This window comes from Shinella zoogloeoides, assembly GCF_020883495.1.
Lineage (GTDB): Bacteria > Pseudomonadota > Alphaproteobacteria > Rhizobiales > Rhizobiaceae > Shinella > Shinella zoogloeoides.
Genome location: NZ_CP086611.1, coordinates 361,262 through 372,552, shown reverse-complemented (window position 1 = coordinate 372,552; position 11,291 = coordinate 361,262). Strand labels below are relative to the sequence as shown.

Sequence of the window (11,291 nt, the reverse complement as noted above, 5' to 3'; positions counted from 1 at the left end):
ATCAAGAATCTCAAAATGCGATTTCAAGCCCATATGATGGATTAAATCGCATTTAGAACCGATTCTGATGATCCGGCAAGGGATTAATGGTTAACGAAATATCGCGGCGCGGCCGCCAAAGGGGGCCGAAACCGGCGGTTTGCCTATGTTTTCCCGGCGCGGGATCATGCCGATCGACCGCGGGAGCGCTTTCGTAACGGGCCGGCTCACCCGTCCGGCAATTGCTGTTCTACCGCAGAACCGGCCGGCCAGACAGACGGTCTGCGAATCAGTCCACCGTTTATTGCCCGATGGAAGGGTGAAGGACGGGCCTGTATCCCGCCGCAAGGGCCAGCACCGTGGAGGGCGGCGTGAGAAGGCAGTCGGCGCGCGCCAACCGTTCAGCCGGGGCATAGCCATCCGCCGTCCAGCGATGGGCGCGGCCCGCCGCCAGCGTGAAAGCCTGCCCGCCGGCCGCCACGACCGCGCCGTCCGGAAGGTCGCCAAGCGGGCGGGGCAGGGGATGCAGGCGTTTTACCCGGTTCTCCAGACGCTCGGCGTGAAGAACCGTATCCATGGCGCTGGCGGCCGGAGGCGCTTCGCCCCGCCCATCGGCCCAGCAAGCCCTGAAGCGCTGCGCGGCTTCCCGCCGACAGGTGAAGCAAGGCCGGTGACCGGCGGCGAGCGCCACGGCTTCGTCGAGGAAGAACAGCTCCGTCCAGCTCCGGCCGCCCATCACCACGCGGCGCACGCCCTGATAATCGCAGGAGCAGACCAGCCAGGCCTTGCTGGACCAGCGCCTTGCGAGCAGCGTCTTCGTCTGCGGATCGTGCAGGATGCCCCGATTGCCGGTGAAAAGGCCGCGCTGGGAAATGGCGACGATCTCGCCGAAGGGTGTGACGCGGTTCTGAAGCGGCATGGCGTGCTCGAAAACGATTTCCTCTCGCCGCCTTTCATACCATAGTGACCGGCGTCATCAATGCGCGCTCCGGCGCCGCTCTATAATCCGAAGGTTCCCCATGCAGTCCTCCTGGCCCGAAGCCGGCACCCCGCTCGATCAGGTCTCCACCCCCATGCCCGTCATCGACGAGGACCGGCTGGAGGCCAACATAAGCCGCGCGCAGGCCTATTTCGACCAGCACGGCAAGGGCCTGCGCCCCCACATCAAGACGCACAAGATCGTAGCCGTTGCCGAGGCGCAGCGCGCGGCCGGCGCCATCGGCATCAATTGCCAGAAGGTGAGCGAGGCGGACGTCTTCGCGCAGGCGGGCTTCGAAGACATCCTGATCACCTACAACATTCTCGGCGCGGCGAAACTCAAGCGCCTGCGCGCCCTGCACGAACGCGTGCCGCGCCTCAGCGTCGTCGCCGACAGCACGGTGACGGTCGACGGACTTGCCGCCGCCTTCGATACGGCCCGGCCGCTGACGGTTCTCGTCGAATGCGATACGGGCGGCAAGCGCTGCGGCGTCCAGACGCCGGAGGCCGCGGCCGCTCTTGCCGCGCATATCGCCGCCGCGCCGTCCTTACGCTTCGGCGGCGTTCTCACCTATCCGGCCGCGGGCGGGGCGGAGGCCGTCGAAGCGTTCCTGCGCCGCACCATGGCGCTTCTTGCCGACAAAGGCATCGACTGCCCGGTGCGCTCGAGCGGCGGCTCGCCGGACCTGTTCAAGGCCCATCTCGTCCCGTCCGCAACGGAGCATCGCGCCGGCACCTATGTCTATAACGACCGCAGCATGGTGCGCGCGGGGGAATGCACGCGGGCCGATCTCGCCATGCATGTCCTCGCCACCGTGGTTTCGCGCCCGGCCGAAGACCGCGCCGTTCTCGACGCCGGCTCGAAGACGCTAACCTCCGACCTGCTCGGCTTCAGCGATTATGGCGAGATCGACGGCTTCGAGAGCGCGCGCATCGTCTCGCTTTCCGAAGAGCACGCCGTCGTCGATATCAGCGCGTGCCGCGAGGATTTCCCGCCCATCGGCGGCCAGGTGCGCATCGTGCCGAACCATACCTGCGTCGTCAGCAATCTCTTCGACCGGATGGTCTTCCACCGAAACGGCGTCGTCACCCGCGTCGAGGACGTTGCGGCGCGCGGCACGGTATGGTGAGACGGAACAGGATCGGCCGCACGGCCGGCGACATGCATGACAGGAGAACAGGCCATGGCTGACAACAACGCACCCTTCTTCATCGAGGACACGGACGAGAGCGAGATTTCCTCCGATGTCGCCGGCCTCGGCAACCTGCTGATGACGACGCATATTCCCCTGCGAGCGGACGGCTCGCTGGAAACCGGCGATATCCGCACGCAGAGCGTCGCGACGCTGGAAAGCCTGAAGGCCTCGCTGGAAAAGGCCGGCAGCAGCCTTGCCGACGTCATCCACCTGACCATCTACCTCACCGATATCGCCGAGCGGCCGATCTTCAACGAGGTCTACTGCGCCTATTTCAAAAAGCCTTACCCGGTCCGCTGCGCCGTGGGCGTCGCCGCGCTCGCCGATCCCGGCATGAGAGTGGAAGTGACCGCGATGGCGGCGCGGCGCAGGGCCGTCTGAAGGACGAGGCGCGCCGCCATCGCGCGGCGCGCTTTTCCATGCCCCGCGCCCATCCGGCAGGAGATGCCGGACGCTCGCAGGGTCGATATGCATATTTTCTATAAAAATAGTCAATTTAAGAAAGCCGTGCCTGCTGCCGCCCCCTTCCGTTTGTTATCCCTATGAACATCAGGGGTCTCCAGCGGAGCGGGAACGATGAATGCTCATGTCGAGAACACGCATTTCAATATCCACGGCACGGCGCTGCTCGATCATCCGGCCGACGCCGACAGCCTGAAGGCGGCGCTGCGCACGCTGGGCGGCGGCGTCAGCATCATCACGGCGGGGGAGGGGGAAGCCCGCACGGGAGCGACCGTCACCTCGGCCACCGCGCTTTCCGTCGAGCCGGCGCGCATGCTCGTCTCCCTCAACCGCAGTTCCTCTACTTGGCCCGTCGTCGAGCGCTTCGGCCATTTCGCCATCAACATCGCCGGCGCGGCCCATGAGACGCTCGCCAACCAGTTCGCCGGCCGTGGCGGCCTGCGCGGGCCGGACCGCTATCGCGGCGCGGAATGGGTGACGGCTGTCAGCGGCGCGCCGCTGCTCGTCGATGCCGCCGCGGCCATCGATTGTACCGTCGAGGAGGCGATCGAACGGCATAGCCATGTCATCGTCATCGGCAAGGTTCTGGCCATCCACATCGGCTCCGGCCATTCGCTGCTCTACCAGGACGGCCGCTACCACGCCGTACCCCGCTAAGGACTGAACGGCCTCCCGGCCGCACTCCACCCATCATCCCGCATGCATGACCCGCCGAGAGCGGGATCGCGAACCCGTGGCCGCGCGCCACCTTCGACAGACACGAGAGGAAACGACATGACACGCAAGATCAGGCTTGGCGCATTCCTTCCCGGCGGCGGCCAGCACATCGCCTCCTGGCGGCACCCAGACCAGCCGGCCGACGGGGCGACCAGCCTCGACTTCCACAAGCAGCTCGCCCAAACGGCCGAGCGCGGCCTCTTCGACGCCTATTTCCTGGCGGACAACCTCGCGGTCGGCTTCGGCGGCGCGCGGGAAGGCGGCAATGCGCGCGTCGCCGGCTTCGAGCCGGTGACGCTCTTCTCCGCGCTCTCCACGGTCACGAGCAATCTCGGCTTCATCGCCACCGCCTCCACCACCTATGAGGAGCCGTACAACACGGCGCGCAAATTCGCCTCGCTGGACCTCATTTCCGGCGGGCGCGCCGGCTGGAACGTCGTCACCACGACGGGCGATCCGACCGCGCAGAACTTCAACCGCGACACCCAGCTTCCCCACGCCGCGCGCTATCGCCGTGCGGCCGAGCACGTCGATGTGGTCAAGCAACTCTGGGACAGCTTCGAGGACGACGCCTTCATCCGTGACAAGGAGAGCGGCACCTTCTACCAGCCGGAAAAGCTGCATGAGAGCGATCATCGCGGCGAGCATTTCCAGGTGCGCGGGCCGCTCAACGTACCCCGCTCGCCGCAGGGCCATCCGGTCATCGTGCAGGCCGGCCAGTCGGAGGACGGGCGCGGGCTTGCGGCCGCCACCGCCGAAGTCATCTTCACCGCCCACCAGCACATCGAGACGGCGCAGGAATTCTACCGCGACATCAAGGCGCGCGCCCGCGGCCTCGGCCGGGATCCGGGCCATATCCTCGTCATGCCCGGCGTCGCGCCCTTCGTCGGCCGCACGCAGGCCGAGGCGCAGGAGAAATACGACCGGCTGACCGGGCTGATCCTCGAGGAAGACGGCGTCGGCCTGCTCAACGGCCTGACCGGCGGCACGCTCGACCTGCGCGGCTACGATGTCGACGGCCCGCTGCCGCCCGCCCCGCCGACCGAGGGCATGAAGAGCCGGCAGGCGCTCATCCGCCAGATCGCCGACGAGAACAACTTCTCCATCCGTCAGCTCTACCAGTGGGTGGCCACCGCCCGCGGCCATTTCACCATCGTCGGCACACCGGAAACCATCGTCGATACGTTGCAGGAATGGTTCGAGAACGAAGCCGCCGACGGCTTCAACATCCTGCCGCCCTGGTTGCCGACTGCGCTCGACGACTTCGTCGATCTCGTCATTCCCGAGTTGCAGCGCCGCGGCCTGTTCCGCACGGCCTACGAGGGCAGGACGCTGCGCGAAAATCTCGGCCTGCCGTTCCCCGTCAACCGCTGGGCCGGCGCGCGCGCTGCCCTTCAGGCCGCCGAATAGGGAGGAAACCATGTCCTACGAGAACATCAATTCCACGCTGGGCGCCGACTTCCGCCTCACGGGCCGGCCGCGCCCGGCGCTCGCCCCCTTCGCAAGGCTGAACGCCGTCCTCACGCCGGTCTTCGCCCGCTACGGGCTGGTGCTGGCCTTCCTGGCGCTCTGGCAGATCGCCAGCACGCGAGGCTGGGTCAATCCGTCCGTCTTCCCGCCGCTCGACGTCATCGTCTCGGCGCTCTGGAATGGCCTTGCCAGCGGGGCACTCCTCGACGATATCGCCATCAGCCTCCAGCGCGCCGGCATCGCCTTTGCCGCCGCCGTCGTCGTCGGCATTCCGCTCGGCCTCGTCATGGGGCAGGCGCGGGTCGTCGAACAGGCGCTCGATCCCCTGCTCCAGTTCTTCCGCCAGACCTCCGCGCTCGCGCTCTATCCGGTCTTCATCCTGCTGCTCGGGCTTGGCGAGACCTCCAAGGTCTTCGTGATCTTCTGGGCGACGCTCTTCCCGATCCTGCTGTCGACCATCGGCGGCGTGAAGGAAGTGGACGGCAAGCTCATCGAGATGGCGCGGACCTATGGGGCGAGCCGCCTCGCCATCTTCCGCCGCGTCGTGCTGCCCGCCTCGGTTCCGGCCATCTTCGTCGGCCTGCGCCTGTCGGCCACCACGGCACTGCTGCTGCTCATCGCCGCCGAGATGATCGGCGCCAACAAGGGCGTCGGCTTCCAGGTGATGAACGCCCAGTACAATTTCCAGATCCCGCTGATGTTCGCGGCAATCCTGCTTCTGGCGCTGCTCGGGCTTCTCGCCAATGCCGTGCTCGTCCTTCTTCAGAAGAAGCTGTGCCGCTGGTCGCAGCCCGGCATCTGATCCTCTCTTTTTTCTTTTCCGAAAGGACACCGACATGACCTTCCATTCCCGCAAGCTTCTTCTTTCCGCAGCCCTTTTCCTCGGCCTTGCCGCCACCGCTTCGGCGGAAGACGTCAAGCTGCGCTACCTCGCCAGCCAGGGCGGCCTTTCCGCTCATGAGCTTGCCGCCGAGCTCGGCTATTTCGAGGGAACCGGCATCACGCTGGAAAATATCGGCTATGCCGCTGGCGGCCCGGCCTCACTGATCGCGCTCGCCTCGGGCGATGCGGAGATCGGCAGCGCCGCGACCGCCGCTGTGCTCAACTCCATCGTCAGCGGCAACGACTTCGTCGCCGCCTATCCGTCGAACGGCATCAACAAGGAGGTCCAGTCGATCTTCTACGTGCTGGAAGACAGCCCCATCAAAAGCATCAAGGACATCGCCGGCAAGAGCGTGGCGGTGAACACGCTCGGCGCCCATCTCGACTATACGATCCGCGAGGCGCTGCATAAGGAGGGCCTGCCCTCGGATGCCGCCAACCAGGTCGTCGTGCCCGGCCCGCAGCTCGAACAGGTCCTGCGCTCCGGCCAGGTCGACGTCTCGGCCTTCGGCTACTGGCAGACCACCTTCGAGGGCGCGGCGCGCAAGAACGGGGGCCTGCGCGCCATCTTCGGCGACACCGAGGTGCTGGGCGAGATCGCTGGCGGCTTCGTCGTGCTGCGGCGCGATTTCGTGAAGGCGCATCCCGAGGCGGCCAAGACCTTCGTGGAACAGTCCGCCCGCGCGCTGGACTACGCCCGCGAACACCCGGAGGAAACCCGCAAGGTCTTCGCCAAGGCGCTGGAGAAGCGCGGCGAGAACCCGGATATCGCCCAGTACTTCCAAGGCTTCGGCGTGCGCGCCGGCGGCCTGCCGGTGGAACGCGACGTCCAGTTCTGGATCGATGTGCTGGTGCGCGAGGGCAAGCTGAAGGAAGGCCAGCTCTCCGCCCGCCAGGTGCTCTATTCGCCCGAAACGGCGACGAACTGAGGTGCGCCGATGAGCCTTTCCCCTGAAACCGCCCGTGGAGAGGTGACGATCCGTCACCTCTCGAAATCCTACAGCCTGAACGGCCGGCCCTTGCCCGTCCTCAACGACATCAACCTCGACATCCGCGCCGGCGAAAGCCTCGCCATCGTCGGTGCCAGCGGCTCGGGCAAGACCACGCTGCTGCGCATTCTCGCCGGATTGGAAGATGCCGATGGCGGCGAGGTGCTGATCGACGGCAAGGCCGTGGAGGGCGTCGGCGCGGAGCGCGCCGTCATCTTCCAGGAGCCGCGCCTGCTGCCCTGGCTGACCGTGCTGGAAAATGTCGCCTTCGGCCTCGACACGCGCGGCGTCGGCCGGGCGGAAGCGCGCAACCGGGCGCGCCGCTACGTGCATCTCGTCGGCCTTCAGGCCTTCGAGAACGCCTATCCGCGCCAGCTTTCCGGCGGCATGGCGCAGCGCGTCGGTATCGCCCGGGCGCTCGCCGTCCGCCCGGAAATCCTGCTTCTGGACGAGCCGCTCGGCGCGCTCGACGCCATGACGAAGATCGGCATGCAGCAGGAACTGACGCGCATCTGGCGCGACGAGGACGTGACCACCATCCTCGTCACCCACGATCTGGAGGAGGCCATCTATCTCGCCGACCGCATTCTCATCCTGCCACGCGAAAAGAACGCGGCCCCGCGCCTGATCGAGATCGACCTGCCCCGCCCGCGCGACCGCAGCGCCCCGGATTTCGTGCGCCATCGCGAGGAATTGCTGAACCTCTTCGGCCTCCACTGAACGCGCGCCGCACGATTGCCTTTGACCCCGCCCGCTTCGGCCGGTAGACGGACGTCTTCCGGCCGGCGGCGGGGTTCCTTTCCGCCCGGCCGACTGGACAGAGCCATTCGACGGGGGATCCCATGAGCGACCTTTTCGACGCCGCGCCGCGCACCGGCTCGATGCCGCTGGCGGCGGAGCTGCGCCCGGCGACGCTGGACGATGTGATCGGGCAGGAGAAGGTCATCGGCCCCGGCACCATGCTGCGCCGGCGCATCGCCGCCGGAAGGCTCGGCAGCATCATCCTCTACGGCCCGCCGGGCCTCGGGAAAACCTCGATTGCCCGTGCCATCGGCAACATGCTCGGCAAGAATTTCCGCCCGCTGCATGCCGCGCACAACAATGTCGCCGATATCCGCAAGATCGCCGACGAGGCGCGCATGCGCCCGACCCTGCTCTTCGCGGACGAGGTGCATCGCTTCAGCGCGACGCAGCAGGACCACCTGCTTGCCCTCTGCGAAGAGGGCGTCGCCGACTTTATCGGCGCGACGACCGGCAACCCCTATCACACGCTGACGCCCGCTCTCATCTCCCGCTCGACGATCCTGAAGCTCGAACCGCTGAGCATCGAGGAGATGGAAGAGGTGGTTCGACGGGGCCTCCAGCATCTGGCGGCGCGCGGCATCACCGTGGAGCTTGCGCCGGAGCAACTGCGCCGGATCGCCGGACGTTCCGGGGGCGACGCCCGCCGCGCGCTGACCGTGCTGGAGAGCCTCGCCGTCGGCCATGCGCCCGGCAAACCGGTCGTCATATCGGAGGCGATGGTCGAGGAGGCCTATGCGGCCGCACCCGTCAACCACGACCGCTCGGGCGACGCCCATTACGACGTGGTCTCCGCCTTCGTGAAATCCATGCGCGGCTCCGACCCGGACGCAACGCTCTACTGGCTCGCCCGGCTGGTCCATGGCGGCGAGGATCCGCGCTACATCGCCCGCCGCATCATGATCCACGCCTCGGAAGATGTCGGCCTTGCCGACAATACCGCGCTACAGACCGCCGTCGCGGCCCTCCATGCAGTGGAGAAGATCGGCTATCCCGAAGCGCAGATCGTGCTGGCCCACGCCGCCCTGCACGTCGCCCGCGCGCCAAAATCCAACTCCGCCTGCCGCGGCATCGGGCTGGCGCTCGCCCATGTAGCGAGCGAAGCGCCCTCGGCGGTGCCGATGCATCTGCGCGACGCCCACTACAAGGGAGCGGCGGCGCTCGGCCATGTCGGCTACGCTTTCCCGCATGACGACGGGCGCGGCTGGAGCGAGCAGGTCTATGCGCCGGACGTGCCGCGCGGCGCCTTCTACCAGAGCGACGCCCGGGATGCTGCGACCTTCGAGCGACGGGCGGACGAGCATTGGGAACAGGTGACGGGCCGGCCGACGCCCGCCCGCTTCACCGGCAAACGCTGACGCCTCAGCCTTCGGCGAGGCCGCTGCGCACGCGGTTCACCACCGTCCAGGCGAGAAGGACGCAGGCCATCGGCTGGATATGCCATGTCCAGGCCGGCAGCGTGCCGAAGCCTGCCACGAGCGCGCCGAGCGCGCCGAACAGCAGCGCCCGGTCGCTCTTGCCCATCGGTCCTTCGTAATTGCGGCCGTTGCCGTGGACCGCGCCGAGAACGCCGACAAATTCGGTCAGCGTCGCAAGGAAGACGATCGCCGTCAGCCAGGGCAGCGAGAAGGGGGCGATGAGCGCGAAGGGCACGTAGAGCGCCGCGTCGGATACGACATCCGTGATCTCGTTGAGATAGCCGCCAAGCGCGCTCTTCTGCCCATGCTCGCGCGCCAGCATGCCATCCACGGCATTGAAGGCCATGCGCAAAAACATCCAGACCGGCACCAGCGCGAAGAGCGCCGGCTCGGGCCGCGCCACGAGAAGCCCGCCTATTGCTACCGAGACGATAGCGGCGACGAGAGTCACCTGATTGGCGGTCAGCCCCATGGCGGCCAGTCGCCCGACCAGCGGGCGCAACAAGTTCTGGAAAGACGATTTCAGTTTATAGATCGACATGAAAGCTCGAATCCGCTCGATTGCCTTCAACAAATGCAGACGCAATGCAATGAAATCAACTGCAAACCTGTGGGCTCATCCGTATAGGTGATGATCTCTCGGTTAAGGAACGACAGCATGATCGAAAAGACGTTCGCCAGCCACGACGGCGTTGAGCTCTTCTACCGCGTCTGGCCTGCCCGCTCCGGCGCGGCGAAGGGCGCAATCGTGCTCCTGCATCGCGGCCACGAACATGGCGGACGCGTGGCCCATATCGCCGAGGAACTCGGCCTCGACGACTACGCCTTCTACGCCTGGGATGCGCGCGGACACGGCCGCTCCCCCGGCGAGCGCGGCCATTCGCCCTCCTTCGCCCATTCGGTGCGCGACCTCGATTGCTTCGTCCGCCATATCCGGGAGACCGACGGCTTTGCGGTGGAGGATACCGCCGTCGTCGCCAAGAGCGTCGGCGCGGTGCTGGCGGCGACCTGGGTGCATGACTATGCGCCGGATATCCGCGCGCTGGTGCTCGCCTCGCCGGCCTTCGACGTGAAGCTGTATGTGCCCTTCGCCAAGGAGGGCATCGCGCTCTGGCAGAAGCTGAAGGGCACGTTCTTCGTCAATTCCTACGTCAAGGCGCGCTTCCTGACGCATGATCCGGCGCGCATTGCCTCCTTCGAGGCCGATCCGCTGATCACCCGCCCCATCGCCTCCAACATCCTGCTGGAACTCTACGAGGCCGCCGACCGCGTGGTGGCCGATGCCCGCGCCATCACTGTCCCGACGCAGCTTCTCATTTCCGGCAGCGATTTTGTCGTGCGCCACGCGCCGCAGCACCGTTTCTTCGAAAATCTCGGCGGCACGATCAAGGAACGCCACGTGCTGCCCGGCTTCTACCATGACACGCTCGGCGAGAAGGACCGGGCAAAGGCGCTGGAAAAGGTCCGCGCCTTCCTGCTGGTGCGCTTTGCCGAGCCACCCATCGTGGCGGACATGCGGCGCGCGCATCTTTCCGGCTATACCCGCGACGAGGCCGACCGGCTGGCGACGCCGCTTTCGCTCCTTTCACCGCGCGGCCTCTACTGGGCGCTGACACGCGCCTCCATCCGCATCGGCGGCCTGTTCTCCAAGGGCATCGCGACGGGCCTTGGCACCGGCTTCGATTCCGGCTCGACACTGGACTACGTCTATGAAGACGAACCGCGCGGCCTCGGCCCGGGCGGGCGGCTGATCGACCGGCAGTTCCTCGACGCCATCGGCTGGCGCGGCATCCGTCAACGCAAGATCCATCTGGAAGAGCTGATCGGCAAGGCGCTCGCCCGCCTGAAGGCGGAAGGCAAGCCGCTGCGCCTGCTCGACATCGCCGCCGGCCATGGGCGCTACGTGCTCGACGCCGTCGCCGCTTCCGAGGCCAAGCCCGAGAGCATCCGCCTGCAGGACTATTCGCCGATCAATGTGGACAAGGGCACGGCGCTGATCGCCGAGCGCGGCCTGCAGGCCGTGGCCTCCTTCCACCGCGCCGACGCCTTCGATACGGAGGCGCTGGCGGCGACCGAGCCGCGACCGACGCTCTCCATCGTGTCCGGCCTCTACGAACTCTTCCCGGACAATGCCCAGATCGAAGCCTCCCTTGCCGGCCTCGCAAGGGCGATGGAACCGGGCGCATTGCTCCTCTACACCGGCCAGCCCTGGCATCCGCAACTGGAGATGATCGCCCGGGCGCTGACCTCCCATCGCGGCGGGGCGGCCTGGATCATGCGCCGGCGCACGCAGCAGGAGATGGACCAGCTCGTCGCGGCGGCCGGCTTCCGCAAGATCGAGCAGCGCATCGACAAATGGGGCATCTTCACCGTGTCCATGGCCGAGCGGATCTGACGAC

General features: G+C 66.9%; 11 protein-coding genes. 9 read left to right on the top strand and 2 right to left on the bottom strand.

Annotated features, from left to right (window positions below):
* Positions 1–280: 280 nt before the first annotated feature.
* On the bottom strand, positions 281–898 hold the full coding sequence (locus K8M09_RS21235; protein WP_160785867.1) for a hypothetical protein: 618 nt from the start codon (positions 896–898) through the stop codon (positions 281–283).
* 100 nt (positions 899–998) lie between these two features.
* Between K8M09_RS21235 and K8M09_RS21230 the strand changes: the two genes are divergently transcribed.
* The 8 genes from K8M09_RS21230 to K8M09_RS21195 all read left to right on the top strand — a co-directional run bounded on the left by K8M09_RS21230 (position 999) and on the right by K8M09_RS21195 (position 8,832).
* Positions 999–2,087 (top strand): D-TA family PLP-dependent enzyme, encoded by a 1,089-nt coding sequence (locus K8M09_RS21230; protein ID WP_160785868.1) that lies wholly within the window; start codon positions 999–1,001, stop codon positions 2,085–2,087.
* 54 nt (positions 2,088–2,141) lie between these two features.
* Positions 2,142–2,534, top strand: a complete 393-nt coding sequence (locus K8M09_RS21225; protein ID WP_160785869.1) for a RidA family protein — start codon at positions 2,142–2,144, stop codon at positions 2,532–2,534.
* Positions 2,535–2,729: 195 nt separating this feature from the next.
* Entirely contained in the window at positions 2,730–3,272 is a 543-nt protein-coding gene (locus K8M09_RS21220; protein ID WP_160785870.1) for a flavin reductase family protein, read from the top strand.
* 117 nt (positions 3,273–3,389) lie between these two features.
* Entirely contained in the window at positions 3,390–4,742 is a 1,353-nt protein-coding gene (locus K8M09_RS21215; RefSeq protein WP_160785871.1) for an LLM class flavin-dependent oxidoreductase, read from the top strand.
* 10 nt (positions 4,743–4,752) lie between these two features.
* On the top strand, positions 4,753–5,604 hold the full coding sequence (locus K8M09_RS21210) for an ABC transporter permease (protein ID WP_160785872.1): 852 nt from the start codon (positions 4,753–4,755) through the stop codon (positions 5,602–5,604).
* A 34-nt stretch (positions 5,605–5,638) separates the two neighbouring features.
* Complete coding sequence (locus K8M09_RS21205) at positions 5,639–6,613, top strand: ABC transporter substrate-binding protein (protein ID WP_160785873.1); 975 nt, start codon at positions 5,639–5,641, stop codon at positions 6,611–6,613.
* Positions 6,614–6,622: 9 nt separating this feature from the next.
* Entirely contained in the window at positions 6,623–7,393 is a 771-nt protein-coding gene (locus tag K8M09_RS21200; protein WP_160785874.1) for an ABC transporter ATP-binding protein, read from the top strand.
* 122 nt (positions 7,394–7,515) lie between these two features.
* Complete coding sequence (locus K8M09_RS21195; RefSeq protein WP_160785875.1) at positions 7,516–8,832, top strand: replication-associated recombination protein A; 1,317 nt, start codon at positions 7,516–7,518, stop codon at positions 8,830–8,832.
* Between the two features lie 4 nt (positions 8,833–8,836).
* On the opposite strand, the gene K8M09_RS21190 is transcribed toward K8M09_RS21195, so the two are convergent.
* Positions 8,837–9,433, bottom strand: a complete 597-nt coding sequence (locus K8M09_RS21190; RefSeq protein WP_160785876.1) for a CDP-alcohol phosphatidyltransferase family protein — start codon at positions 9,431–9,433, stop codon at positions 8,837–8,839.
* A 117-nt stretch (positions 9,434–9,550) separates the two neighbouring features.
* Here K8M09_RS21190 and K8M09_RS21185 point away from each other — a divergent pair, with 117 nt between their 5' ends.
* On the top strand, positions 9,551–11,287 hold the full coding sequence (locus tag K8M09_RS21185; protein WP_160785877.1) for a bifunctional alpha/beta hydrolase/class I SAM-dependent methyltransferase: 1,737 nt from the start codon (positions 9,551–9,553) through the stop codon (positions 11,285–11,287).
* Positions 11,288–11,291 lie beyond the last annotated feature (4 nt).

Coding starts and splice junctions, on each gene's coding strand:
- K8M09_RS21185 (WP_160785877.1), top strand. CDS start 9,551: ATGATCGAAAAGACGTTCGCCAGCCACGACGGCGTTGAGCTCTTCTAC.
- K8M09_RS21190 (WP_160785876.1), bottom strand. CDS start 9,433: ATGTCGATCTATAAACTGAAATCGTCTTTCCAGAACTTGTTGCGCCCG.
- K8M09_RS21210 (WP_160785872.1), top strand. CDS start 4,753: ATGTCCTACGAGAACATCAATTCCACGCTGGGCGCCGACTTCCGCCTC.
- K8M09_RS21200 (WP_160785874.1), top strand. CDS start 6,623: ATGAGCCTTTCCCCTGAAACCGCCCGTGGAGAGGTGACGATCCGTCAC.
- K8M09_RS21205 (WP_160785873.1), top strand. CDS start 5,639: ATGACCTTCCATTCCCGCAAGCTTCTTCTTTCCGCAGCCCTTTTCCTC.
- K8M09_RS21225 (WP_160785869.1), top strand. CDS start 2,142: ATGGCTGACAACAACGCACCCTTCTTCATCGAGGACACGGACGAGAGC.
- K8M09_RS21215 (WP_160785871.1), top strand. CDS start 3,390: ATGACACGCAAGATCAGGCTTGGCGCATTCCTTCCCGGCGGCGGCCAG.
- K8M09_RS21235 (WP_160785867.1), bottom strand. CDS start 898: ATGCCGCTTCAGAACCGCGTCACACCCTTCGGCGAGATCGTCGCCATT.
- K8M09_RS21195 (WP_160785875.1), top strand. CDS start 7,516: ATGAGCGACCTTTTCGACGCCGCGCCGCGCACCGGCTCGATGCCGCTG.
- K8M09_RS21230 (WP_160785868.1), top strand. CDS start 999: ATGCAGTCCTCCTGGCCCGAAGCCGGCACCCCGCTCGATCAGGTCTCC.
- K8M09_RS21220 (WP_160785870.1), top strand. CDS start 2,730: ATGAATGCTCATGTCGAGAACACGCATTTCAATATCCACGGCACGGCG.